At 45.8% G+C, this 23894-nt stretch carries 27 protein-coding genes and 2 tRNA genes; 17 read left to right on the top strand and 12 right to left on the bottom strand.

The window, feature by feature from the left end; genetic code table 11:
• Positions 1 to 3: 3 nt before the first annotated feature.
• The gene (locus JKY90_08680) at positions 4 to 891 is read right to left on the bottom strand and encodes a polyprenyl synthetase family protein (protein ID MBL4852331.1); all 888 of its coding nucleotides are present in this window, start codon (positions 889 to 891) and stop codon (positions 4 to 6) included.
• A 7-nt stretch (positions 892 to 898) separates the two neighbouring features.
• The gene (locus JKY90_08675) at positions 899 to 1162 is read right to left on the bottom strand and encodes an exodeoxyribonuclease VII small subunit (protein MBL4852330.1); all 264 of its coding nucleotides are present in this window, start codon (positions 1160 to 1162) and stop codon (positions 899 to 901) included.
• Between the two features lie 172 nt (positions 1163 to 1334).
• Here JKY90_08675 and JKY90_08670 point away from each other — a divergent pair.
• The 4 genes from JKY90_08670 to JKY90_08655 all read left to right on the top strand — a co-directional run bounded on the left by JKY90_08670 (position 1335) and on the right by JKY90_08655 (position 3329).
• Positions 1335 to 1424 (top strand) — tRNA-Ser (locus JKY90_08670).
• A 291-nt stretch (positions 1425 to 1715) separates the two neighbouring features.
• The gene (locus JKY90_08665) at positions 1716 to 2264 is read left to right on the top strand and encodes a rhodanese-like domain-containing protein (GenBank protein MBL4852329.1); all 549 of its coding nucleotides are present in this window, start codon (positions 1716 to 1718) and stop codon (positions 2262 to 2264) included.
• Positions 2265 to 2291: 27 nt separating this feature from the next.
• Positions 2292 to 2741, top strand: a complete 450-nt coding sequence (locus tag JKY90_08660; protein MBL4852328.1) for a rhodanese-like domain-containing protein — start codon at positions 2292 to 2294, stop codon at positions 2739 to 2741.
• Between the two features lie 42 nt (positions 2742 to 2783).
• Positions 2784 to 3329 (top strand): DUF2796 domain-containing protein, encoded by a 546-nt coding sequence (locus JKY90_08655; protein ID MBL4852327.1) that lies wholly within the window; start codon positions 2784 to 2786, stop codon positions 3327 to 3329.
• Between the two features lie 96 nt (positions 3330 to 3425).
• Here JKY90_08655 and JKY90_08650 read toward each other — a convergent pair whose 3' ends face one another.
• The 3 genes from JKY90_08650 to JKY90_08640 form a co-directional block, all read right to left on the bottom strand.
• Positions 3426 to 3986, bottom strand: a complete 561-nt coding sequence (locus JKY90_08650) for a polyisoprenoid-binding protein (GenBank protein ID MBL4852326.1) — start codon at positions 3984 to 3986, stop codon at positions 3426 to 3428.
• A gap of 10 nt (positions 3987 to 3996) precedes the next feature.
• Complete coding sequence (locus JKY90_08645) at positions 3997 to 4830, bottom strand: hypothetical protein (protein MBL4852325.1); 834 nt, start codon at positions 4828 to 4830, stop codon at positions 3997 to 3999.
• Positions 4831 to 5027: 197 nt separating this feature from the next.
• Positions 5028 to 6023 (bottom strand): multicopper oxidase domain-containing protein, encoded by a 996-nt coding sequence (locus tag JKY90_08640; protein ID MBL4852324.1) that lies wholly within the window; start codon positions 6021 to 6023, stop codon positions 5028 to 5030.
• A gap of 227 nt (positions 6024 to 6250) precedes the next feature.
• On the opposite strand from JKY90_08640, the gene JKY90_08635 reads away from it, so the two are divergent.
• A complete protein-coding gene (locus JKY90_08635) occupies positions 6251 to 6682 on the top strand; it encodes an Rrf2 family transcriptional regulator (GenBank protein ID MBL4852323.1) in 432 nt (143 codons plus the stop codon).
• Here JKY90_08635 and JKY90_08630 read toward each other — a convergent pair.
• The 3 genes from JKY90_08630 to hisI form a co-directional block, all read right to left on the bottom strand.
• Positions 6662 to 7354, bottom strand: a complete 693-nt coding sequence (locus JKY90_08630) for a type 1 glutamine amidotransferase (protein ID MBL4852322.1) — start codon at positions 7352 to 7354, stop codon at positions 6662 to 6664. The genes JKY90_08635 and JKY90_08630 overlap by 21 nt on opposite strands.
• 201 nt (positions 7355 to 7555) lie before the next feature.
• Positions 7556 to 8935, bottom strand: a complete 1380-nt coding sequence (locus tag JKY90_08625; GenBank protein MBL4852321.1) for a cysteine--tRNA ligase — start codon at positions 8933 to 8935, stop codon at positions 7556 to 7558.
• 35 nt (positions 8936 to 8970) lie between these two features.
• A complete protein-coding gene (gene hisI, locus JKY90_08620; GenBank protein MBL4852320.1) occupies positions 8971 to 9399 on the bottom strand; it encodes a phosphoribosyl-AMP cyclohydrolase in 429 nt (142 codons plus the stop codon).
• A gap of 129 nt (positions 9400 to 9528) precedes the next feature.
• On the opposite strand from hisI, the gene JKY90_08615 reads away from it, so the two are divergent.
• From JKY90_08615 to JKY90_08605, 3 genes are read left to right on the top strand one after another with little or no spacing between them, the layout of a single operon-like run.
• Entirely contained in the window at positions 9529 to 10866 is a 1338-nt protein-coding gene (locus JKY90_08615; GenBank protein ID MBL4852319.1) for a dihydroorotase, read from the top strand.
• Between the two features lie 12 nt (positions 10867 to 10878).
• Positions 10879 to 11625 carry a competence/damage-inducible protein A gene (locus tag JKY90_08610; GenBank protein MBL4852318.1) on the top strand — a complete coding sequence of 249 codons (747 nt, stop codon included), beginning with the start codon at positions 10879 to 10881 and terminating at the stop codon, positions 11623 to 11625.
• Positions 11626 to 11683: 58 nt separating this feature from the next.
• Positions 11684 to 12226 carry a redoxin domain-containing protein gene (locus JKY90_08605; GenBank protein ID MBL4852317.1) on the top strand — a complete coding sequence of 181 codons (543 nt, stop codon included), beginning with the start codon at positions 11684 to 11686 and terminating at the stop codon, positions 12224 to 12226.
• A 189-nt stretch (positions 12227 to 12415) separates the two neighbouring features.
• On the opposite strand, the gene JKY90_08600 is transcribed toward JKY90_08605, so the two are convergent.
• Positions 12416 to 12502: transfer RNA gene (locus JKY90_08600), tRNA-Leu, on the bottom strand.
• Between the two features lie 144 nt (positions 12503 to 12646).
• On the opposite strand from JKY90_08600, the gene rnr reads away from it, so the two are divergent.
• Entirely contained in the window at positions 12647 to 14986 is a 2340-nt protein-coding gene (gene rnr / locus JKY90_08595; GenBank protein MBL4852316.1) for a ribonuclease R, read from the top strand.
• Between the two features lie 7 nt (positions 14987 to 14993).
• Here the strand turns inward: rnr and yaaA are convergent, their stop codons facing one another.
• Both yaaA and JKY90_08585 read right to left on the bottom strand, forming a co-directional pair.
• Complete coding sequence (yaaA, locus tag JKY90_08590; protein ID MBL4852315.1) at positions 14994 to 15767, bottom strand: peroxide stress protein YaaA; 774 nt, start codon at positions 15765 to 15767, stop codon at positions 14994 to 14996.
• A gap of 209 nt (positions 15768 to 15976) precedes the next feature.
• The gene (locus JKY90_08585; protein MBL4852314.1) at positions 15977 to 16948 is read right to left on the bottom strand and encodes an energy transducer TonB; all 972 of its coding nucleotides are present in this window, start codon (positions 16946 to 16948) and stop codon (positions 15977 to 15979) included.
• A 159-nt stretch (positions 16949 to 17107) separates the two neighbouring features.
• On the opposite strand from JKY90_08585, the gene rlmB reads away from it, so the two are divergent.
• From rlmB to JKY90_08545, 8 genes are all read left to right on the top strand, one after another.
• A complete protein-coding gene (rlmB, locus tag JKY90_08580) occupies positions 17108 to 17866 on the top strand; it encodes a 23S rRNA (guanosine(2251)-2'-O)-methyltransferase RlmB (GenBank protein MBL4852313.1) in 759 nt (252 codons plus the stop codon).
• A 405-nt stretch (positions 17867 to 18271) separates the two neighbouring features.
• Positions 18272 to 18784 (top strand): 30S ribosomal protein S6, encoded by a 513-nt coding sequence (rpsF, locus tag JKY90_08575; GenBank protein MBL4852312.1) that lies wholly within the window; start codon positions 18272 to 18274, stop codon positions 18782 to 18784.
• A gap of 33 nt (positions 18785 to 18817) precedes the next feature.
• Complete coding sequence (rpsR, locus tag JKY90_08570; protein MBL4852311.1) at positions 18818 to 19045, top strand: 30S ribosomal protein S18; 228 nt, start codon at positions 18818 to 18820, stop codon at positions 19043 to 19045.
• A 48-nt stretch (positions 19046 to 19093) separates the two neighbouring features.
• The gene (locus JKY90_08565) at positions 19094 to 20065 is read left to right on the top strand and encodes a hypothetical protein (protein MBL4852310.1); all 972 of its coding nucleotides are present in this window, start codon (positions 19094 to 19096) and stop codon (positions 20063 to 20065) included.
• Between the two features lie 39 nt (positions 20066 to 20104).
• Complete coding sequence (gene rplI, locus JKY90_08560) at positions 20105 to 20566, top strand: 50S ribosomal protein L9 (GenBank protein MBL4852309.1); 462 nt, start codon at positions 20105 to 20107, stop codon at positions 20564 to 20566.
• A gap of 135 nt (positions 20567 to 20701) precedes the next feature.
• Positions 20702 to 22108, top strand: a complete 1407-nt coding sequence (gene dnaB / locus JKY90_08555) for a replicative DNA helicase (GenBank protein ID MBL4852308.1) — start codon at positions 20702 to 20704, stop codon at positions 22106 to 22108.
• A complete protein-coding gene (alr, locus tag JKY90_08550; protein ID MBL4852307.1) occupies positions 22105 to 23181 on the top strand; it encodes an alanine racemase in 1077 nt (358 codons plus the stop codon). Before dnaB ends, alr begins: the two co-directional genes overlap by 4 nt.
• Before the next feature lie 16 nt (positions 23182 to 23197).
• The gene (locus tag JKY90_08545; protein MBL4852306.1) at positions 23198 to 23662 is read left to right on the top strand and encodes an AAA family ATPase; all 465 of its coding nucleotides are present in this window, start codon (positions 23198 to 23200) and stop codon (positions 23660 to 23662) included.
• Here the strand turns inward: JKY90_08545 and JKY90_08540 are convergent.
• A partial coding sequence (locus tag JKY90_08540; GenBank protein ID MBL4852305.1) for a CoA transferase occupies positions 23597 to 23894 on the bottom strand: 298 nt, incomplete at its 5' end. The genes JKY90_08545 and JKY90_08540 overlap by 66 nt on opposite strands.

Raw genomic sequence — 23894 nt, 5'->3', positions numbered from 1 at the left:
CGGTCAGTGGCAGCGTTGCACGATATAGCTAGAAAGCCAGCGTAATGGATCAACACTGTCGCCTAATGGCGCTAATGCGTCAAGAGCCTGGTTGTGCATTTGTTGGGCCATGTCTCGAGCACCCTTGAGACCCAATAACGATGGGTAGGTTGGCTTATCTTGCTCTTGATCAGAACCCTGGGGCTTGCCAAGGGTTTCAGTGTCTGACTCAATATCGAGCAGGTCGTCACGTATTTGAAAGGCTAGCCCAATACATTGGGCATATTTTTTCAGTTGCGTCATGGTTGTTTCATCACAATTCGCAGCGAGAGCACCAACGACAACACTGGCCTCAATTAAGGCGCCAGTTTTGAGTCGATGCATTTGTTCTAATTGCTCGATGGTGAGGTGTTTACCTACTGCGGCTAGATCTATGGCTTGGCCGCCAGCCATTCCGGTAGAACCTGAGGCGCTGGAAAGGGCCGCGATCATTTTAAGGCGTGACAGTGCTTGCTCATTATTCAGCGTGCTCTCGGGGTGTAAGTTGCCATGGGATAAGATTTCGATTGCAAAGCATTGTAGGGCATCGCCAGCCAGTAGTGCCATGGCATCGCCATAGACTTTATGGCAGGTTGGGCGGCCACGACGCAGATCATCATCGTCCATTACCGGTAAATCATCGTGTACAAGCGAATAGCAGTGAATTAGCTCTACTGCGCAGGCAGCGGCATCGACCTCTACCAAGTCAGCGCCTAGGCACTGGGCAGTGGTATAGACTAAAATGGGGCGAATACGCTTACCGCCGCCAAGTACAGCGTAGTGCATGGCATCATGCAGTTGTGTTGGAGTGAGTTTTGTTGAAGGTAGGAACTGGGTCAGGGCAGCATCAACGCGTTCTTGATAGCGGCGCATTAGCTCATTAAGTTGTTTCAGCGTTATTGTCCTCGTCGCTATCGGAAAATGCTTCAAGTACGTTATCACCATTTTTTTCAACGAGTTGTTGCACGCGTTGTTCTGCTTTTTTGAGTGACTCCTGACAGCTACGCGTTAGCTTGATTCCGCGCTCAAATAGTTCGAGCGACTGCTCAAGGCTGGTATCACCTTGTTCCATTTGCTCAACTAGAGTCTCTAGTTCGTTAAGCGAGTGCTCAAAATCAGGGCTTATGGATTTCTTACGTGGCAAACTGGGTGTTCCTCCGTTATTATTGCGGCCGTGCTTACGGTAGCGTAAGCCATCGCGTTGGTCAATGTACCCTCTCAAGGGAGGTATAAACCTAGGCTTAGGATGCCGTATTCTTGGTTTGAGTGCTAGTCTTGTTAGGCCAAGGCAGCAAGCGCGTACAATCTTAAAATGTGGAGAGGTGGCCGAGTGGCTGAAGGCGCACGCCTGGAAAGCGTGTATACGTTAATCCGTATCGAGGGTTCGAATCCCTCTCTCTCCGCCATTCTTTACTAAAGGGGTTTTTGCCCTTTTAATAAAGAATGGACAGATGGTTATTCTAATCCTCGATGAAATATTGGGCTGGGTTCGACCAATACGCGGTAGCGTATTGGAACGTCGAAGCGTAGCGAGTAATCCCTCCCTCTTCGTCAGCTCATTATTTTAAAGAGCCTGGCAAGTACATTGACATGACAATCGAAACTCAATGGCAAGACGCCGTGCAGAACTCTGTGGCGTGAATTTGGTCATTATATGCGTGAGTACGTGGTACTGACTACAGAACAGGGTTAAACAGATGCGTATTTTTTTGAAGTTTACACTGGTCTCATGGACGCTTTTTTGCTTGTCCATAGCGGTGGCGGCTGACCAACCACTACTCAAGGTGCATCAGCGAGTGCTTAATGCCTATCCGGGTGTGAAGCATATTGGCACACAAGACGTTGAGCAGATGTTGCAAACAGACCCTGATAGTATTATTTTTTTTGATGTGCGTGAGCAAAAAGAATACATTGTAAGCCATATCAAAGGCGCTATTTACGTATCTCCAAAGATTAAACAAAAAGATTTTTTGCAATTATATGGTGATACCGTCGGCGGAAAAACAGTAGTGTTCTATTGCTCTGTTGGCTATCGTTCATCGAAACTCAGCAAACGGGTACAAGGCGCACTCCATGCAAAAGGCGCAATACAGACCTATAATATGCAAGGCGGAATTTTTGCCTGGCACAATGAGTTGCGGCCACTTGAAAATGCACAAAGCGAGACACAAGTAATTCATCCCTATAATCGTCGTTGGGGTAAGTTTGTTGATAGAAAGTCATTAACTCGTTATTCACTGCACTAAATTTACAATATTAAGGAGCACAATTCTATGCGTTATATTTTTTTTCTTATATCAATTGTATTGATACCCGCAGCTTGTACTGTAGATCAGTCAGATACAGCGTCTTCTAATGGCAGCGCAACGACGTTTACCCAACCAAATGAGGCGAGTGAGTGGCGTGTGCAGCACGTCAAAGCGCCTGCAGCGCAACGCTTGATCACAGATCAGCCGAATATTATTGTGCTCGATGTGAGAACGTCAAAAGAATATAGTGCAGGGCATATTTCTGACAGCAAAAATATCGATTTTTACCAAGAAGATTTTGCTGATAAATTGTCTCAACTTGATAAATCGGCAGTGTATTTATTGCATTGCAAATCAGGCGGGCGCAGCTCAAAAGCGCTTAAGGTGATGGAGGATTTGGGTTTCGAAAATGTTTATCATCTTGATGGTGGGTTTGATGCCTGGAAAGAGGCAGGCTTAGCTGCTGCTGCCTGAATCTAAGAGCTTATCATTATTATGTCTATAAGGAGTTGTTAGATGCAAAAGCAGTTAACCTCAATTTTTTCTCTATTTTTTTTATGTATTTCAAGTGTGGCAATGGCGGATCATGTCAGCGACGATAAGGTAGATGACATCCTTTTGACCAAGGGTCATGCGCGTATGATTGTTTTTGTTAGTGGTAGCAGTATTGAAATAGAGTTCTATACACCAACCATTAACATGCTAAATTTTGAAGGTATGCCAAGCAATGAATTTCAGCAAGCAGAATTTGATGAGGCCGTCGCTTGGCTTGCGGAAGTAGATAATGTATTGACTTTGGCCGATGTAGCGAAATGCACGGCAGTCGTTGCAGAAGTGAACTCTTCAATTGTTGATAGCAAAGCCAAAGTGGATAACACAAAGCATGTTGAGTTTGACGCTTATTATGTACTGCAATGCCAAGAGCTATCAGAACTTGATGACATCACTGTCAATTTATTTGCGAAGTATCCTGCGGTTAAAGAAATTTTCACCAAGAAACAAGGGATAGGTAAAATGAAACGCGGAAAACTAAGCTCAACTAATAGCAGCATTAGTTTGTAATAAGGCATTTCAAAATCGCAGCCTGCTGTGTATGAAATAAATATTTTTTAGGGTGAAGACGTCTTGGGTGAACGTTCCCAGCTAAAAACGATTATCTTACTTAATGCCTTCTACCGCAAATGTAAGTTCAAGAGTGTCTCCGATAGCTGGGCTACCATAGGTTATGCCAAAATCTGCACGGCTAATGGTTGCTGATGCATCGAAGCCGCAGACTTCTTTTTTGTTAAAGGGATGGATGCCACAGCTAATTTTGCTGACATCTAAGGTTACAGCCTTCGTTGTGCCGGCAATGGTTAGTTCACCTTCAACCGTTGCGGTATCACCGTCGATAGTGACCTTGGTTGATTCATAAACTATTTCAGAGAATTCGACTGCGTTAAGAAAATCAGGCGAACGTAGATGGTCGTCACGTTTTTTAAAGCCTGTGTCAATAGATTCAGCATCGATAACAATGTTAACGGAACCCGTTTTAGCTTCTTGATCGATAACAATACTGCCTTGCGTTTTATTAAAACGGCCTTGCATAGTGGAAAAACCAAGATGGCTCACTGCGAAATAGGGGTAGGTATGAGTTGGATCGATGGTATAGGTGACTGGTGCTGCGATAGAGGCAAAGGGTAGGGCGATCGCGCTACTAATAAGTAGTGGTTTTAACATGATGGGTTCCTTAAATTGGTATGGGCCCGGCAATTTGTTCGGTGAGGAAAACAGCAATAATTGCAGGGATTAAAATAAGTGTAGCAAGTTTTATAACCCGCATCATACCGAGTTTATAGCGCCACTCAAACAGCATGGCGATTAAGGGAATACTGGCCAGTACAATTAACACATACCACGGTACTTTGGCGTATACAACAGAAGCAATGCCGATAAGCGCACACAATACGGCAACAGGGAAATAAAATCCTGCGCCATGGTCAGCACGTCTGGCAAGACCATACAATGTGATGGCAGCAGTGCTTGCACCAACCGCGATAGCTAATTCGCCCAGCAATGATGAAGCGCCAATTAACGCACACAGGCCTGTAGCAATTGCCAGTATGGTTGCAGAAACACTGGTGGCGATATCTTCATCACGCATTTGGTGAAATGCGAAAGTTAGCCACAAGGCATAGATGCCAGTTGAGGTGGCGAGAATGATTTGTTGCCAGATATCGATACGTATGAGTTTTGGCCATATAAGCCAGCCAACGGCCGCGATGGTAAGAATGATGAGGACGTGTTGTAGGGTGTTAGCAGAAAAGAATCGTCGTGCGATTAATCCTGTTATGACAGCGCAGGCCCCTAAAATAACCAGTTTTCGAGAGCTGCTAAGCGGGCTTAACCTGCCATCAAGGATTAGCCAGGCTGCGAAAAAATAAGCCACAGCAAAAACGAGTGTTGACCACCAAGAAAAGCGTTTGGGCAGAATTGCGCCAGCAATCAGTGCAATAACAAAAGGCACTATTGCGGCCTCTATCGCGGGGTGGTTCAGTAGTTCGTTTTGAAGTAATGCTTGCATCAAGGGTCTATTTTAATTTGTTGTTAGTGTACTGATTATGGTGCTAATAATAAACTGGTTAGGTGTAATATTTTGTTTCGTACTTTAGAATAATCTTTGTGCTAGCGCATTATCCTTTATTTTTCAATAAAAAAGCTCCTGATATGACTCATATCAGGAGCTTGGTTTGTCCAGTGGTTGACTAAAAAAATTAACCCTTAGTTTTTCACTCTTAGTAACATATTTTCGATGTCGCCACGGCCAGCCTCAGGGTCGGCATCGGGCTTATTCATCAATACCGTAATGCCACCGCGCATTGCCGAGCTCATATTGTGATCGACAATAGCGTTGTTAGTAGAACGACCAGTGGGTGAAACGATATCGTAGCTGGCTGAACCTGATACTGGCACTAAATGTGTTTGCATATCGTAGAGAATATTTTTAGGGCTACCGTTAATGTAAACACGATCCCATATACCAGCTATCGGATGCATACTTGCAACGTTGTTGATGTTGGCATTGACGTAATGGATACGAACCAACTCACCAGGCTTTGATTGCAAGACCAGCTTTGAGTCTGAGTCATGTACAGGACTGTAGTGGAAGGCTTTACCATTGATCAGTGTTTTTGACCAGCCAGTGTTCTCCATCATACCGTCGATATTAAGCGGATCTGGCCAAAACTGCGATTGAACAATGAAATATTCACGATCAGGTTTTGGAAAGTCTTTGGTAAAGCCTTCTTTAGGATCAACCATAATAACGCCGAACATGCCACGTGATATGTGCATTGGCATTGGGCTGGCACCACAGTGATAGAGGAATAGACCGGCATAGTTCGCTTCGAAGGTAAATTTTTTGGTTTCACCTGGGTTAACGGCACTGAACTCATCAAGGACATCGACGATAGCAGCATGGAAGTCCATAGAATGAGCGAAAGCATTTGTTTTCGGGTTGATGAGAGTGAACTCAACAATATCACCCTCAGTCACGCGAACGGTAGGCCCTGGCATGGTGCCATTAAAGGTCATAGCGGCGTATTTAATTTTTCCAGCATTATCGATTTCAATCTCATTCTCCATTGCAGTCATCGTGATCTGATGGGTTCGCTTACCCTCTTTTTCAATCACCTTATGGCTGTAATGCGGATCGGATTGATGTTCTGGGCTTGCTTGTATTCGAGGCGAGTAAGATAAAAAAAATGCAATTGACATAAGTAATAGCATTGTTGTTATTGCCATCATCGTTGATAGCTGATTTGTACGTATAGTCGGCATAGTGATTGCTCCTTTAGCAGCGTAAATACATAAGATGCATATAATATACATGTATAAGTTTGCTAGCATTTAAAATCAAAGTCAAGGTGTGAATACAATTTCGACTTGGAAACATATATAGTGTTAATTCAGATCTTGGAGACTGGTTTACTGGTGCCACTGCAATGCAACTAACCCAATACACTGATTATTCGCTGCGTGTCCTTATTTATCTGGGGATACATCGTGGTCGACTTTCTACCATTACTGAGATATCAGAGAGCTATCAAATATCTCGTAATCATTTAGTGAAAGTTGTACACCAACTTGGAGCGCAAGGGCTAATTGATACAGTGAGAGGCAAAGGTGGTGGCATTCGTCTCGCGAGCTCACCTGATGAGATCAATATTGGTGATGTAGTAAGACGTTTTGAGAACCTAGCATTAGTAGAGTGTTTCTCTGCCAACGATAGCTGTGTAATTAGTCCTTCATGCCGTTTGCGTAGTGTGTTACAAGAAGCAATGCGTGGTTTTATGGATGTGTTAGATCATTACACACTGAAAGATTTGCTTGCCAATCAGAAAAAAATGAAAGACTTATTGAAGGTGGTGAGTTAGCTGAGCCAGCAGTTTTTCCATTAAGGATTGTGATGCCGAATAGTGTTCTTGGGTGCTTGTAATTGTTGTGGCATCTTGAATAAACTGGCCAGTAACCAATTCATGCGCGCAGGCGGTAACAATATTATTAACGCTGGATGGCGTCATTTCTAAATGAAATTGTAATGCCAGAACATGGTCGTTAAAACTGAAGGCCTGATTTTGACACGCTTCACTCGATAGTAATTGTATCGCTCCCCTAGGCAAGTCAAATGTATCACCATGCCAGTGCAGCGCGGTAAAGCGTTCGGGTAGATGCTTATCAAAAATGCTAGTGCTATCCGTTTTCTTTAGGTCAAACCAGCCAATTTCTTTTTGTGCATTGGCATAGACCTTGGCGCCTAAAGCGTCGGCAATAAACTGTGAGCCGAGGCAAATGCCGAGTACGGGTTTCTTATCCACGATGGCTTGTTTGATAAATTTTCGTTCCCGTTTTAGCCATGGATACTGCTGGTCATCATAAATACCCATTGGGCCACCCATAATAATGAGCGCATCAAATTCATTTTGTTGTGGCAGGTGGCTATCCTGATAAAAATGAGTCGTGCTGACTTGATGCGTAGTCTGCTCAAGCCAATTACCTATATGGGCTAGACCTTCAAAGGCAATATGTTGCAGGGTATGAATACGCATAATGGCTGAACTCTACTATGTAGAGGTTACGGTAGATCCCTAGGAGCCTGTCCGAGAATAGGAACCGTAGCGAGGGGAAGCCATTTTGAGTCAGATTTTTCGATTGAATGAGGCGAATATTGGGTATATTTAACGAATTTAATCGGGTAATCTGGCCAAAATGGCTTTCCCGCAGTAGGTTCTCTGTTCTCGGACAGGCTCCTAGCCACCGTAACGCCAACGTGTTCCATCTTTAGTATCTTCAAGCTCAATATTCGCCGCCGTAAGCTGATTGCGAATTTCATCGGCACGAGCATAATTTTTTGCTAATTTTTCTCTGTCACGTTCTGCCAGCAAGTTATTGATGGTTGTTTCATCTAGGCCACTATTAACGTTAGTGCTTTTAAAGTAGGCATCTGCATCACGTTGCAGTAACCCTAGTAGACAGCCACTGTTAATAATACGTGCCTTAAGTTTAGCCTGTTCGTCAGGGTCGATCGATTTGTTTAGCTGATGTGCGCACTCATGCAGCGCACTAATGGCTAGGGGTGTATTAAGGTCATCTTCCAGTGCGTTTTGTACGTTGGCATCAATTACATCAGTGTCTGCTGCGCTTTGTTGGCAAGTACGTAAGGCTTGGTAAATCGAATCAAGTCGATTGCGTGCCTGAGTAATTAAATCCTCTGACCAATTTAATGGTGAGCGGTAATGTGTTGAAAGTAGTGCAAGACGAAGCACTTCACCATCATGGTTTTTTAGCAAGGCATGAACTTGGCGCACATTACCGGTCGACTTCGACATTTTTTCTTCATCGATGGTGACATAGCCATTGTGTACCCAGTAACGCACATATTGCTCGTTATCGGCACAGCAACTGCCTTGGGCTAATTCGTTTTCATGATGAGGGAAGGTTAAGTCTTGACCGCCACCATGAATATCAATGGTGCCACCAAGGTGTTTACGGATCATGGCCGAGCATTCGATATGCCAGCCGGGTCGGCCACGCCCCCAGGGACTATCCCAACCCGGAATATCATCATCGGAGGGTTTCCACATAACGAAATCAGCCGGGTGTTTTTTATAAGGTGCAACTTCAATACGTGCGCCGACAATCATGTCATCTAATGAGCGTTTCGATAATTGTCCATAACTTTTATTAGAGGGAATATGAAACAGCACATGGCCTTCGGCCTCATAGGCATGACCGCGTTCAATCAATGATTTAATCATAGCGATCATTTCATCGATATTATCAGTCGCTAGTGGTTCTAATGTGGGTTTTTCATTGTAAAGCGCTGTTAAGTCATCGTGATAGGTATCAGTAAAACGTTTTGCTAACGTGGCAATGTTTTCGCCATTTTCTTTTGCCGCAGCAATAATTTTGTCATCGATATCAGTGATATTGCGTGCGTAAATGACGTGTTTATAATGTTGTTTTAAAACACGGTTAAGCACATCAAACACCACAGCAGGGCGCGCATTGCCAATGTGAATATAATTATAGACTGTGGGTCCGCAGACATACATGGTGACACGGTCGGGATCCAACGGTTGAAAGGTTTCTTTTTTTGCGTGCAGGGTATTATAAAGTTGTAATGGCATAATAAAGCGTATGTGTGTTTATAGTTTGAGAGTGTTTATTTATATAAGGTATCGGGGTCAACCATTGGCGCATCGTTGATCAAAACCTTATCGCTATCGACAAGCAGGTAAAAACAATGACGCCGTGCAGTGTGGCAAGCAGCGCCTTGCTGGTCAACACTTAGCAGCAGTGTGTCGCCGTCACAGTCAATTTTCATCGATTTTAATTTTTGCCAATTGCCCGAGCTTTCACCTTTACGCCAATAGTTTTGTCGTGAACGAGACCAATAGCAGACTTGGCTGGTTTTCAGCGTTTCTTCGATAGCGGCTTGATTCATCCAGGCCATCATTAATACTTCACCACTATCATATTGCTGTGCAATAGCAGGAATCAGGCCATCGTCATTATAGTTAAGGCTGGCCAAAAATTCATCCAGGCTAACGCTATCACCGCATTGGCCTCGTTCTAATTGCTTGAACGAAATTTGCTGGATAGATGTTGTATCTTTGGTCACGATCAAGCCTTCAAAAGCGGTATAGTATATAGTATAGATTCAATTGTATCGGCGCTACGTTTTGTCTCAGTCGGTGCGGTAGCAACTTGGGAGCCTAAAATGAGTTCGTTGTTAATCGTTAATGCCACGCTGGTTAATGAAGGGGAGAAATTCCCGGCTGATGTTTATTGTAAAAATGGCCGTATAGAGGAAATTGGCGCGGCCTTAACGCATCGCCAGGCTGACACCATAATTGATGCCAAGGGTAAATTACTTATCCCTGGAATGATCGATGGCCAAGTCCATTTTCGCGAACCCGGCTTGACTCAAAAAGGTGACATGGCGACCGAATCACGCGCTGCCGTGGCCGGGGGGATTACCAGCTTTATGGAAATGCCCAACGTTAATCCGCTAACGATTAATTACCCAGCCTTAGAAGATAAATATGCACGAGCCAATGGTCGTGCCGCGGCTAATTTTGCCTTCTATTTAGGTGCGACCAATAACAATCTTGAGGAGATACAGCGCCTGCCTAAAAACGCTGCCTGTGGCATTAAAATATTCATGGGCGCCTCAACCGGCGATATGTTGGTCGATGATGAGCAAGCGTTAGAAGGTATATTTGCCGAAGCATCAATTCTGGTTGCAACCCACTGTGAAGACACGCCGACAATAAAACGCAACGAAGCACTGGCACGCCAGAAATACGGCGACAATATACCGATTGCCATGCACCCCAAAATTCGTTCAGAAGAAGCCTGTTATTTGTCATCATCATTAGCCGTATCGTTAGCCAAACGTTTTGGTACTAAGTTACACGTCTTGCATCTCACCACTGCTAAAGAGCTTGAGCTATTTACGTCAGGTGATGTCGCAGGCAAACAAATATCACTCGAAGCCTGTGTTCATCATTTGTTTTTGTCAGAAGAAGATTACGCGACAAAAGGCAATGGTATTAAATGTAACCCAGCGATTAAACGTGCTGAAGATCGTGCTGCCTTATTGGCCGCAGTGAATAATGACATCATCGATGTTATCGCCACCGACCATGCGCCGCATCTAGCAGAAGAAAAAGCAGGGCCATTTATGCAAGCCCCGGCAGGTTTGCCCTTGGTACAACATGCGCTACCGATTTTGTTTGAGTTCTATGCCGATGGGCTTATGTCGATAGAAACCATCGTTAAAAAAACCAGCCACAACGTTGCACAACGTTTCAATGTCGTTGATCGTGGTTTTATTCGCGAGGGTTATTGGGCCGATTTAGTGCTTATTGATACCGAAAGGTCGCAACTCGTTAGCGCTGATAATATTTTATATAAATGTGGTTGGTCGCCTTTTGAAGGCGATAGCTTTAGAGCATCGGTTGATACCACTATTGTTAATGGCCAACTCGCCTATCAATATGGCCGATCTGAGCCAATACCTGCCTTAGGAAAGAGGCTTGAATTGTCACAGTAATGGAAACAGCTCATGGAAATAGGACTCATCATTGTTGGAGATGAAATACTAAGCGGTCGGCGAAGGGATAAACATTTCGCCAATGTTGTTGCGCTGTTGTCCAAGCGCGGGCTGCAATTGAATTGGTGTCGTATTATGGGCGACGATCTGGCTCAGCTGAGCAGAGCCTACCGTAGCGTATTGGAATCCGGTGATATTGTTTTTAGCTGCGGTGGTATTGGTGCTACGCCTGATGACCTAACACGTCATGCGGTTGCCGCTGCTAGTGAAAGAGGCTTGCTACCTCATGCAGAAGGGCTGGAAATTTTACGACAAAGGTTTGCTGATGGTGATGTCACACCCGAACGCCAACGCATGGTCGAATTTCCCACTGGCGCACGTTTGATTCCTAACCCAATTAATCAAATTCCTGGCTTTAGTGTGGATTGCATACACTGCGTCCCAGGATTCCCCAAGATGGCGACGCCGATGATTGAATGGGTGCTCGATAAGGAATATTCGCAACTCCAGGGCAAACCGCAGCTTGAACATGTTGTACGCATAAATGATGCGCGAGAAAGTGATTTAATCCCGCTCATGGAATCTATTCTGGAACAGTGTCCACAAGTCAGAGTCTTTAGTTTGCCAAGATTAAAGAAAAAAGAATGCTGGGTAGATTTAGGCGTAAAAGGCAATGATTATGCCGAGGTTAACAACGCTTTTCAGATGTTAACGCAGGGCTTGGAAAATATCGATCTGCATTGGCAAAGCATAGAGTAAAATAGCCTGCTAGAAAACTCGTCCAGAGAAAATTAATATAGTGAAATAAGGAAAAAATATGGACGCCACAGTTCATCAAGCACCTGACTGGAGTGTCAGTCAGTGGTTTAACATTGATAAGGCAATAACCTTAGAACAACTACGCGGTAAAGTCGTCGTGCTCCACGCCTTTCAAATGCTCTGCCCAGGTTGCGTTAGTCATGGCCTGCCGCAAGCACAACGACTGCATGATTATTTTTCCAAAGATGATGTCATTGTAATCGGACTACATACCGTGTTTGAACATCATGCGGCCATGACGCCTACCTCACTCAAGGCTTTTATCCATGAATACCGCTTAAGTTTTCCAATCGGCGTTGATACGGCTAGCGCCAATGCTGATACACCCGTGACTATGACGCGTTATGAAATGCGCGGCACCCCCAACGTGTGTTTGATCGATCGCGAAGGCATGTTACGCGCTAACTATTTTGGCCGACCTGAAGATTTGCAAATCGGCGCTGAAATATCGGCATTGGTCAATGGGCCACATACAGTGAGTACTCGCGCTGATAGTCTTGCGTCTGTAGAAGGTTGTACTGATGAGGGATGTAAAATTTAGCTGTGTCTGATAAAAAATTGTTACTGATAACGCAAAACTACTTGGGCGACAAATGAAAAATATTATGGTGCCCAGGAGAGGGTGAAGCAAGCGTTTGCAAAGCACAGCTTTGCGCGCAGTTGAACGCCACCAAGCTGCGCTTGGGGGCTGGGAGTGCTCGACTGTTTGGGCGACAAATGAAAAATATTATGGTGCCCAGGAGAGGACTTGAACCTCCACGACCTTACGGTCACTAGCACCTGAAGCTAGCGCGTCTACCAATTCCGCCACCTGGGCCAATATGTGGGTGGGAGCTAACGATGGCGGCCGGACTTTACCGGCTTAACGTGTTATTGTCAACGAATGAACGCATCTTATACTGCCATATCAAGCACTTAACGTTATTCTTCCTTTTAATTTCCAGATTACTACTTATACTGAATTGTGACTAAAAAAACTGATAAAAAACGTACGTCAAAAAAAGACCCTTTCGCCGAGCGTGAGGCAAGTAATTACGATAAGCCCATTGCCAGTCGCGAACATATTCTCCATGTTCTTGCACAAAGCGCGGGCCCTATGCGTCGTGAAGAGGTGGCCGCTGCGCTGACCATTACCGATGAAGATGGCCTGGAAGCATTGCGGCGTCGTTTGCGCGCTATGGAGCGAGATGGCCAGGTTTTTCATAATCGCCGTGGTGGTTATGCTCTGCTCGACGATATGGATTTAGTGGTGGGGCGCATTATGGGCCATGCCGATGGTTTTGGTTTTTTAATTCCTGATGACGGCAGTGATGATTTATTTATCTCTGATCGATACATGCGTTCGCTTATGCATGGTGATCGCTGTATTTGTCATGTCTCGGGCACGGATCGGCGTGGTCGTCGTGAAGGCGCGCCGGTAGAGATATTAGAGCGTGCCAATCATAAGCTGGTTGGCCAGTTTCATCATCAGCATGGTATCGGGCGAGTTACGCCTAGCAATAAGCGTATTGCTAACGAAGTGATGGTTGCTGCAGGGCAAGAAGGTAAAGCAAAAGACGGGCAAATGGTTGTTGTCACCATTGTCGAGCAGCCAACAAAGCATGCGCCAGCGATTGGACATATCTCTGAGGTGCTGGGTGATCACATGGCGCCGGGGATGGAAATTGACATTGCCGCACGTTTATTTGAGATTCCGCAAGAATGGCCAGAAGAAGTATGGGCAGAGGCGGAAAAATTTGGCGATGAGGCAGATAAAAACAGTTATGCAAAACGCGAAGATATACGTGACCTGCCTTTAGTTACTATCGATGGTGAAGATGCACGCGACTTTGATGATGCCGTATATTGCCAGCGCAAAGGTAAGGGCTGGCGTTTGCTTGTTGCGATTGCAGATGTGTCTTCTTATGTAAAACCGGGTACGGCTCTCGACAAAGAGGCACAGTTGCGTGGTAACTCGGTTTATTTCCCGAACAGCGTAATACCCATGTTGCCCGAAAAGTTGTCGAATGGCTTGTGTTCAATTAACCCTGACGTCGATCGCCTTTGCATGGTCTGCGATATGGAACTGGATGCCCACGCGCAGGTCAAGGGTGTTCGTTTCTACGATGCAGTAATGCGCTCTCACGCACGACTGACCTACACCAAGGTTGCTGCGATGGTGGTCGATGGTGATGCAGAACTACGTCACGATTACAATCATGTCGTTACCCATGTCGATGATTTATATACGCTGTATCAGGCCTTTTCCGATGCGCGTCAGCATCGCGGCACCATTGATTTCTCGACGACTGAAACGCGAATTGTTTTTGGCGATGACCGAAAAATCGAGCGTATAGAACCGACAATACGTAACGATGCCCATCGTATGATTGAAGAATTTATGATTGCGGCTAATGTCTGTTCGGCTAAATTCTTGTTAGAACATGAAATGCCTATTATCTACCGGGTGCATTCCGGACCCAGCGAATCAAAGCTTACCGATGTACGAGAATTTCTTGCCAGTATTGGTCTGACTTTATCTGGCAAAGATGACCCTGAGCCCAGGCATTACGCCAAGCTATTAAACAAGATTAAAGATCGACCCGATCAGCGTTTAATTCAAACAGTATTGTTGCGCAGCTTGAGTCAGGCTGTTTATACACCAGAGAATTTAGGCCATTTTGGTTTGTCATTTGATGCCTATACTCATTTTACTTCGCCAATCAGACGTTACCCGGATTTGTTAGTACATCGTGCGATTAGGCACATTATTAACGGTGGCACGATAAAGAACTGGGCTTATAGTGCGGCAGACATGGTTAGCTTCGGCGAGCATTGTTCAATGACTGAACGCCGTGCTGATGACGCCACACGTGATGCGGTTGATTGGCTTAAGTGTGAGTACATGATGGATAAAATCGGCGGTGAATTTGAGGGCATGATTACCGCTGTGACAGGCTTTGGTATTTTTGTTGAGCTGGATGATATTTATGTCGAAGGTTTAGTGCATATTACTGAACTTAGAAAAGATTATTACCATTTTGATCAAATCAGACACGAGCTGGCGGGTGAACGTACAGGTCGTAGTTATAAACTTACTGACAGAGTAAAAATAAAAGTAGCCAGGGTTAACCTTGATGATAAAAAAATAGATTTTATTCTGGCTGATGATGTAGGTGATGCGCAGACATTGCCACGAAAAAAATCCAAAACAAAAACGAAAGAAAAATCTACCAAGAAAAAGAAAGCACGGTCAAAAACAAAACCTGCTACAGCCAAAAAACCCCAAGCTAAACGCAAAACGCGCCGATCCAAAAAATAAGGTTTTTTTAGGCTTTATCTCGCACAAAAATCAGCTCGGTAGATGTTGATATGGCGTCGTCATAAGCATAGCCAGCACCATTAAAATTTTTCAGTTGCTTGGCCTGCGTTAATTTGTTTTTAATGATGTAGGCACTCATTAAACCACGGGCTTTTTTAGCGAAGAAGCTGATGATTTTATACTTGCCATTTTTCATATCCTTAAAAACAGGGGTGATCACATCGGCATTTAAATTTTTAGTATGAACTGATTTAAAATATTCATTAGATGCTAAATTAATTAATAAGGGCTTATCTGTTTTTGAGAACTCTTTATTCAACGCGTTAGTTATTTTATCGCCCCAAAAGTCATATAAATTTTTACCACGAGCATTTTCGAGCTTAGTACCCATTTCTAGACGATAGGGTTGAATTAAGTCGAGAGGGCGTAGCAAGCCATAAAGCCCCGATAGAATGCGCAAATTTTTCTGTGCAAAATCAATATCGTCTTTGTCGAAGTTATAGGCATCCATGCCTGTGTAGACATCGCCTTTAAAAGCAAACAAGGCTTGTCGGGCATTGTCTTTATCAAAAGGTAGCTGCCATGTTTGATAGCGCCCAAAATTCAACACGCTTAATTTATCGCTGATCCCCATTAACTTGGAGATATCCTGCGGTGAAAATTCTGACAGGTCGTTGATGAGCAACTGTGAGTCACCCAGCATTTTAGCTTGAGTATGTTTTCTCGTAGGTAATGTAGTCTCAAAATCAAGATTTTTTGCTGGTGATATGACGATCATCATTAAACTATTCGCTCTGTTAAGGAGTGTCTACGGTACTCATAAAGTAGATTATGCTTATTACGTAATTAATGTGCTTTATTATGTCGGGCAATGAAGGTCAAAGTCCAGGGGTGCTAGGGGGCATTAATAGTTATTGTTTGTGATGAAATTTTGCCCCTTTCCCACGTTGTACCCTAAAAACACTTTCCTCAGAATCAATTGGAATTTATTTATCTTAGGGAAAACTCGATGGGTACTGTAATCTCAAGTTTCGCTTGGTACATTAGGTCAGGCATTTCAGGTAGGGGTTCAGCACGTTTTAGCATGGCACTGACTTCTTTATCGAGCAGCTTATAGCCTGAACTTTCTGCAATGCTATGTTCTAGAATTCGGCCATTGCGATCTACGATAAAATAGAGCAGTGCAGAGCCTTCTTGTTTGCGTTGTCGCGCACGGCGTGGGTATTGTTTATGTTTAGCCAGCCATGAGCCTAACTCTGAGTAATAGTTTTGCATCGCCAGCGATGCGTCAGTTACTGCGGAATTAACGGTGCGTTGATTACGTGATGAGTCGTTATCATTAGCAGAGACAAAGGCGTGGCTTACCTTCGCTTCTTTAGGCTCTGAAGAGGTATTTGCAGGACGAATAAGGGCGGCTGTCTTTGTTTTTGGCATGTTTGCAATCTGCTTTTTTGGAGACTCTTTGGGTGCTACGTGCTCTCCCTCAAGGGAGGAAAAAACCGAGCCTTGGGGTGCTTTTTCGGTCATGACTTTCTTTGCTGATTCTGCCTTGGCCAGGGTTTCAAAAACAGGCGTTGTTTTTAGTGTTGGTTGCAGCACTTCTTTTGCGGTGCTTGTCTTGGTTTGTGTTTTTAGGCTAGGTTCTGGGCTTGGCTCAATCAGCGCTGTCACATCTGGTTCAAACTGTGCAACGTTTGTTGGTTCATAGGGTTCAAAATCTGATGCAGCTTTAGTGGGCACCAGGTTATCGTTGATAGTGTTTTTAGCCATTGGCTCGTTAGCTTGTTGATTGCTAGGAGCAGACCTTGTTTGGCTGAGCACGATAGTGGTGCTGCTTGCTGTAGAGCTGTTTGATTTCAGCTCATTCTGGTTAAGAAACTGCCAGACGAGACTAAATGCTACAGCGTGAATGCACACAGCACCTAACAAGGTCATAACGAATGGTTTAGATTGAGCGTACACCTGTCTCTATTTTTAGTTGATGGTTTCAATATATGCCAAATTTAATAGGGCTAGGCAGATACCTGTATTATAGTCTTGCTGCAAAGGAATTGGCTGCAACAAGTTGTCGTAGCCAAAATATAACCCAACTCTATCTAGCCCACATACAGTGATTAACTAATGAGTAATAATCAGACAGTGTATGGCATTCATGCCGTTCATGCCGCGGTGAAAGAGTCCGCGCAGACCGTTGACACCATTTACGTCACTAAAGATTGGCAGCGGCAACAGCGTCTGCGTCAGTTGGTTGGCTTTATTGAAAGCAGCGGGCTTGAGGTTCAGGTTGAGAACAAGCAAGAGCTGGCTCGTTTAGCGGGTGATGAGCGACATCAAGGTGTTGTCGCGCAGCTCAGCGGTAGTGTTGAGAAAACTTTCTTAAGTCTGGAAGAAATCGTTGCTTATCGTGGTAAAGAGCTGTTGCTGCTGATTCTCGATGGTGTGCAAGATCCACATAATCTCGGTGCTTGTTTGCGTACTGCTGAGGCGGTGGGTGCCGACGCTGTTGTTGCACCGCGTGATCGTGCAGTGGGGCTGACCGCAGCCGTGCGCAAAGTTGCCAGCGGTAGCGCTGAGCGGGTGCCCTTTATTACAGTGACCAACCTGGCGCGTACCCTGCGCCAGCTCAAGGAGGAGGGGGTCTGGCTAATAGGAGCTGCTGGGGAGACTGAAATGGGTCTTTATGAGCAGGATTTAACCGGGCCTATAGCCATTGTCATGGGCGGTGAAGAAAAGGGTATGCGGCGCCTGACTCGAGAACAATGTGATGCGATTGTCGCGATTCCCATGCAAGGTGAGATAGAAAGCCTTAATGTCAGTGTTGCCGCCGCGGTTTGCCTCTATGAGGCTCGGCGCCAGCGTAGTGCCAAGTCGCTTAAGTAGTTGCCACCAATATTATAGGCTCGGCAAGCATGGGTGGTGCCATTGATTTAGCGCCACAATCCCTGTAGAATCGCGCGTTCGTTGGGGGTGTCAACCGTATTATGACGATCTCAGCGGGACGAGAAGCAACCATATGCAAGGCGGGCGAGCGCAGGACTAGCTGTAGCTAATTCAAGCGAGCGTAACGCAGCAGATGGTTGCTTCTCGTCCCGCCCGAAGGGAGCCATTCAAACAGCCCAATGCAGTGTTGCAGCCACTTGCAATAGAACCACTATTGTTGCTTGGCTGCGCCTTGCCTTGGACTGTTTGAATGGCTCTGAGACCGTCATGATACGGTTGACACCCCCCTAACCCCTAGCTTCACTGCATGTTGGCAGGAGGCTTAATCCATTAGGGAGCAAAAAAATGCGACATTATGAAATAGTATTTATGGTTCACCCAGACCAGAGCCCACAGGTATCGGCGATGGTTGATCGTTATAAGGCCATTGTTGAGACCAATGGCGGCACCGTTCACCGCCTTGAAGACTGGGGCCGCCGTCAGTTAGCTTATTCCATTCAAAAAATACATAAAGCGCACTATGTGTTGATGAATGTTGAATGTGGTCAGGCTGAACTCGATGAGCTTGAGCATGCTTTCCGTTTTAATGACGCCGTGTTACGCAGCATGATCATGCGTCGTAATGAAGCTGTCACCGATCAATCTCCGCTAGCGAAATCTAGAGATGATCGTGATAACAGTGATTATTCAGATAAGTCTGCCAGCAAAAAAGAGTCTACCGAAAAGCCTGCTGCTGAAGCAGCACCAGCGACTGAAGTTGATGAAGCGCCAGCTACCGAGGCTGAACCAGCGGCTGAAGTGTCGACGCCTACTGCCGAAGCTGAGCCAGCCGTTGAAGCAACTCCCACAGCTGAATAACCCATCTAAAATTCAAGATTAAGGAATAGCACAATGGCCCGTTATTTTCGTAGAAAGAAATTTTGTCGTTTTACTGCTGAAGGGACGAAAGAGATCGATTATAAAGATCTAGTGACCCTGAAAAATTACATTACCGAAACAGGTAAAATTATCCCCAGTCGTATTACCGGCACCCGCGCTCGTTATCAGCGTCAATTAGCCGGTGCTGTAAAGCGCGCACGCTTTTTGGCATTGATTCCGTACAGCGATGCGCATTCGTAACACGACTAGTTGCCAGTTTTAGCCGGTTAATTAGGTAGAAAAACGCATATGTTTTGGCTCGCGTCATTCATCATGCGGCGACCGCTGAACGCCGTATTAGTAGCCAGTGTCTTTGCGGTATTATCTATTGTTATCCCCCCGTTTAGCTTGCTGAGTGGGGCTGCGGTATCGTTGGTGGTGCTACGTCTGGGGATAGGCATGGGCGCCAAGGTTATGCTCGGCGCTGGTCTGGTAGTAGCAATTATTGCCTTTGTCGGAACAGGTGGCACAGCCAGTGCAATAGCGGGTTTTGTATTGATGGCAATGGCCGTAACATGGTTGCCATTATTATTGTTGTCGTGGGTGTTATACGAAACACGGTCGTTATCTATCACTATGATCGTTGCTGCAATACTGGCTATGGCCGCGGTGGTGGTGATGTATCTTCTAGTAGGCGATACATCGCTTTGGTGGCGACAGGCGTTAGATAAAACCTTTGTTATGACTGCGGCGGGCGCCAATTTGCCGCTTTCGCCAGAGGACTTAGGTCGAGCGCTTGATGCGCTATCGCAGGTAATGACAGGCTTGCTCGGCGCGACGCTATTACTAAGCCTGATAGGTTCGGTGTTTTTGGCTCGTTGGTGGCAATCATTACTTTATAATCGCGGCGGTTTTCGTAGCGAGTTTTTGGCGTTAAGACTAGACTATCGTCTCAGCATTATCGTACTGTTAGTGTTGAGTTTAATGCTTATCACTAACGGCATTTGGGCACAGTTAGCGGGTGATTTGCTGATTGTATTACTGGCTTTGTACATGCTGGTTGGTTTGGCTTTAGTGCATAGTCTGGTTGCTTTAACGGGTGCTCATGTAGCAATTTTATTTGCTCTGTATTTGTTGTTGGCGTTTTTATTGCCGCAGATGATGATTTTTTTGGCGGCCGCAGGTTATATCGATAGTTGGCTTAATTTGCGTGTACGTGTCGGGGCGCAAGGTAAAAATAGTAATGATAAATCCGGTGATAATGGAGGCGATGATGAATAGGGCGCCTTGTTACAGTGTTTATAGACTGAGGGTGGAACGATGGATGTAATTCTTGTAGAAAAAGTAGCAAACCTAGGGGATATTGGTTCGATTGTCGCGGTTAAATCTGGTTATGGTCGTAATTTTCTGATTCCTAGTGGTAAAGCAGTATTCGCTACCGATGACAATCGCGCTAAAATTGAAGCAGAACGTGCTGAGCTTGAAGCTAAGGCTGCTGAAGTATTGGCCGCTGCCGAGCTAAGAAAAACAGCGCTTGAAGGCAAAGCGATTACCATTTCTAGCCTGGCTGGTGACGAGGGTAAGTTGTTCGGTTCAATCGGTACCATGGATATTGCTAAAGCGCTGACTGATATTGGCGCCGAAGTTAGTAAGCAGGAAGTGCGCCTACCTGAAGGCGCGTTGCGTAACACGGGTGAGTACGAAGTGGTTGTTCACCTGCATCCAGAAATTGACGTGACCATTAAGCTTGAGGTTGTTCCATCCCTTGTAGAAAAAGCCTGAGCACACTGGTCTTGCTGTGCTTTATAGTGATAAAAAATCGCACTTTGCTACCATAGTTTGGTAGCAAAGTGCGATTAAAATAAATACCAAGCTGCTAGCGCATACGCTAGATGTTCTCATTTTTTTGGAGCGCCCATGGCCGAACCCGTTGCCCAAGCACCTTTGACGGCCAATACTGAGGCATTGCGTGTTCCTCCTCATTCCATTGAGGCGGAGCAATCAGTATTAGGTGCTTTAATGTTAGATAACCTGTCTTGGGAGCGTGTTGCCGACACCCTTGATGGCCCAGATTTTTACCGTAGTGACCATCAGCTCATTTTTCAAGCCATTGCCAAGCTCGCTGAAAATGGCAGCCCCTACGATGTCGTGACCTTATCGGAAGTGCTTGAGAACAGTGACCAGCTGGAACGTGTTGGTGGCTTAACCTACCTTGGTGGTCTCGCTAAAAACACCCCCAGTGCAGCCAATATTGTCGCCTACGCCGAGATCGTGCGTGAGCGTTCGGTCTTGCGCCAGCTAATACAAGTTGGCCAAGGTATCGCGCAAAGCGCCTATCGCCCCGAAGGCCGTTCTACTCTTGAGCTGTTAGATGATGCTGAGCGCCATGTGTTTGGTATTGCACAACAAGGCAATATAGGTAAACAAGGCTTTCGTGGCATGAAAGACCTACTGCAAAAAGCTGTCGATCGCATTGATGTGCTCGCGCAATCGGGCAGCTCTATTACGGGTGTTGCCACGGGCTTTAAGGATTTAGATGAACTCACTGCGGGTTTACAACAGGGTGACCTCATTATTGTTGCTGGCCGTCCATCTATGGGCAAGACTGCATTTGCCATTAACATCGCTGAGCATGTCGCCATAAAAGGTGATAAGCCCGTTGCTGTATTCAGTATGGAAATGCCGGGTGAGCAATTGATTATGCGTATGCTGTCTTCGCTAGGGCGTATTAATCAGCAACGCTTACGTACCGGCAAGCTTGAGGACACTGACTGGCCACGATTAACTTCAGCGATTGGCATTCTACAAGACGTTAAATTATTTATTGATGATAGTGCTGCTTTAACGCCCGGCGATATCCGCGCTCGATCACGACGCTTAATGCGTGACAATAATGGCGAGTTAGGCTTGATCGTGGTTGACTATTTACAGTTAATGCAATCACCGCGTTCAGCAGAAAACCGTACCACAGAGATATCCGATATTTCACGTTCACTTAAAGCCTTGGCAAAAGAGTTAAGTGTGCCGGTTATTGCGTTGTCACAGCTCAATCGTAGCCTTGAGCAGCGACCTAATAAACGTCCAATAATGTCAGACCTGCGTGAATCAGGCGCTATTGAGCAAGATGCTGACGTGATTGCCTTTATCTATCGCGATGAAGTCTATAACGAAGAAAGCCCTGATCGTGGCATCGCAGAAATTATTATCGCTAAACAGCGTAATGGCCCCATTGGTATGAAGAAGCTGACCTTCCTCGGTGAATACACACGCTTTGAAAACTATATCCCTGACTCGTTTAGTATGCCACCCGAAGGTTTTCAATGACCCAGGGCGCAGTTGCCCTCATCAATACCAATGCGTTACAGCATAACCTCTCATGTGTACGAACCGCAGCACCCAATAGTCGTGTCATAGCGGTAATCAAAGCCGATGCCTACGGCCATGGCATGACACAAGTGGCACATGCCTTGTCTGCCACCGATGTCTTTGGTGTTACGCGGCTCGACGAAGCATTAGCCCTGCGTGAGGCGGGCATCGCCCATCGATTGTTATTAATGGCAGGCGTTACTACGAGTGATGAGTTACGTACCGCTGCACAAAAACGCGTGCAGCTCGTGGTACATAATTTTGATCAAATCGATATGCTTGAACATGTACGTATCGCAACACCCGTGCAAGCATGGTTAAAGCTTGATATTGGTATGCATCGACTCGGTTTTTCACCATCTCAATTTGCTCAAGCATGGCAGCGTCTTAAGGAATGTTCGGCGATTGCTGGAACGCCACACATCATGGCACACTTTAGCAATGCTGATGATCGGGCTGATTCAAGCACGGCTGAACAACTAGCCCAATTCGAACGACTTAGTGAACCATGGCAGACCGAACGCAGCGTGGCGAATTCAGCCGCTATTCTTTCTCAGCCGGAATCACATTACCAGTGGGTACGCCCTGGCATTATGCTCTATGGTGTGTCGCCTTTTGTTGACGGCTTGGCAGAGGCTGAAGATCTTCAGCCGGTCATGAGTTTATCAACCGAGTTGATTGCCATTCAGCATTTACGTCAGGGTGAGCGTGTTGGTTATGGCGGCACATGGTGTTGTCCCAGCGATATGCGTATTGGCATTGCCGCTATTGGTTATGGTGATGGCTATCCACGTCATGCTGAATCAGGTACTCCTGTGTTGGTAGGTGGTCAGCGCAGCCAAATCATAGGTCGTGTTGCAATGGATATGATTACCCTTGATCTGCGTGATATGCCCGACGCCACTATTGGTGATACTGTGACACTATGGGGTGAAGGTTTGCCAGTAGAAGAGGTGGCGCAGCACGCCAAGACAATCCCTTATGAGCTACTGTGTGGCGTTACACGCAGAGTGAATTTTAAATACAGTTAGGGGGATCTGATGTGTCGTGGTTATCGTAACAAAAAATAAATCGGTATACGTCTGTAACGAATGTGGTGCAGGCAACCCCAAGTGGGTAGGCCAATGCCCATCGTGCGGCAATTGGAATACACTCATAGAAGAAGCCGTCATCCCGTCAAGCTCACGTTTTGTTGGTTATGCCGCAGCAAAAAGCGAAGTCGTTTCGCTGGCTGAAATTAGCCCAAAAGCCAACAGTTATATTAGCACCACGATTAGTGAGCTGGATCTCGTGCTGGGTGGTGGTCTGGTAGCAGGCGGCGTTGTGTTAATTGGTGGTGCCCCGGGTATTGGTAAGTCCACCTTATTATTGCAAGCCTCTGTTTGTCTCGGTAGTGCAGAGCCTTCTTTGTATGTCACCGGTGAAGAATCCTTGGCGCAGGTCTCTCTACGTGCCCACCGCCTCGGTGTTGCCAACTATTTTTCCGTCCGAATACCCCAGTTCAGCCAGTAATTGCTGGCTATGCTCCCCAATCCGGGGCGCGGTTTTGGGGGTTGCGGGTTGGTAACCACTGATTGAAAACGGTAGTCCCGGCACCCGGAACTCGCCGTAATCCGCATCCTGACCACTGACCAGCACGCCGATCTCGTTGACCTGTCCATCCGCCATCAGGGCATCAAAATCGTTCACCTGCGAGCAGGGTAATTTGGCCTCGGTCAATAGTTTCAACAGGGGTTCGGTGTCG

It is taken from the genome of Gammaproteobacteria bacterium, from assembly GCA_016765075.1.
Taxonomy (GTDB): Bacteria; Pseudomonadota; Gammaproteobacteria.
This window is presented reverse-complemented; position numbering and strand designations above follow the sequence as displayed.

Excerpts from the sequence above, each read along its gene's own strand:
- JKY90_08680 (MBL4852331.1), bottom strand. The coding sequence starts at position 891 with ATGCGCCGCTATCAAGAACGCGTTGATGCTGCCCTGACCCAGTTCCTA.
- JKY90_08625 (MBL4852321.1), bottom strand. The coding sequence starts at position 8,935 with ATGCCATTACAACTTTATAATACCCTGCACGCAAAAAAAGAAACCTTT.
- JKY90_08660 (MBL4852328.1), top strand. The coding sequence starts at position 2,292 with ATGCGTTATATTTTTTTTCTTATATCAATTGTATTGATACCCGCAGCT.
- JKY90_08665 (MBL4852329.1), top strand. The coding sequence starts at position 1,716 with ATGCGTATTTTTTTGAAGTTTACACTGGTCTCATGGACGCTTTTTTGC.
- rlmB (MBL4852313.1), top strand. The coding sequence starts at position 17,108 with ATGAGTAATAATCAGACAGTGTATGGCATTCATGCCGTTCATGCCGCG.
- rpsF (MBL4852312.1), top strand. The coding sequence starts at position 18,272 with ATGCGACATTATGAAATAGTATTTATGGTTCACCCAGACCAGAGCCCA.
- JKY90_08565 (MBL4852310.1), top strand. The coding sequence starts at position 19,094 with ATGTTTTGGCTCGCGTCATTCATCATGCGGCGACCGCTGAACGCCGTA.
- dnaB (MBL4852308.1), top strand. The coding sequence starts at position 20,702 with ATGGCCGAACCCGTTGCCCAAGCACCTTTGACGGCCAATACTGAGGCA.
- rpsR (MBL4852311.1), top strand. The coding sequence starts at position 18,818 with ATGGCCCGTTATTTTCGTAGAAAGAAATTTTGTCGTTTTACTGCTGAA.
- JKY90_08635 (MBL4852323.1), top strand. The coding sequence starts at position 6,251 with ATGCAACTAACCCAATACACTGATTATTCGCTGCGTGTCCTTATTTAT.
- JKY90_08640 (MBL4852324.1), bottom strand. The coding sequence starts at position 6,023 with ATGTCAATTGCATTTTTTTTATCTTACTCGCCTCGAATACAAGCAAGC.
- JKY90_08655 (MBL4852327.1), top strand. The coding sequence starts at position 2,784 with ATGCAAAAGCAGTTAACCTCAATTTTTTCTCTATTTTTTTTATGTATT.
- rplI (MBL4852309.1), top strand. The coding sequence starts at position 20,105 with ATGGATGTAATTCTTGTAGAAAAAGTAGCAAACCTAGGGGATATTGGT.
- JKY90_08650 (MBL4852326.1), bottom strand. The coding sequence starts at position 3,986 with ATGTTAAAACCACTACTTATTAGTAGCGCGATCGCCCTACCCTTTGCC.
- JKY90_08645 (MBL4852325.1), bottom strand. The coding sequence starts at position 4,830 with ATGCAAGCATTACTTCAAAACGAACTACTGAACCACCCCGCGATAGAG.
- JKY90_08610 (MBL4852318.1), top strand. The coding sequence starts at position 10,879 with ATGGAAATAGGACTCATCATTGTTGGAGATGAAATACTAAGCGGTCGG.
- yaaA (MBL4852315.1), bottom strand. The coding sequence starts at position 15,767 with ATGATGATCGTCATATCACCAGCAAAAAATCTTGATTTTGAGACTACA.
- JKY90_08615 (MBL4852319.1), top strand. The coding sequence starts at position 9,529 with ATGAGTTCGTTGTTAATCGTTAATGCCACGCTGGTTAATGAAGGGGAG.
- JKY90_08605 (MBL4852317.1), top strand. The coding sequence starts at position 11,684 with ATGGACGCCACAGTTCATCAAGCACCTGACTGGAGTGTCAGTCAGTGG.
- JKY90_08630 (MBL4852322.1), bottom strand. The coding sequence starts at position 7,354 with ATGCGTATTCATACCCTGCAACATATTGCCTTTGAAGGTCTAGCCCAT.
- alr (MBL4852307.1), top strand. The coding sequence starts at position 22,105 with ATGACCCAGGGCGCAGTTGCCCTCATCAATACCAATGCGTTACAGCAT.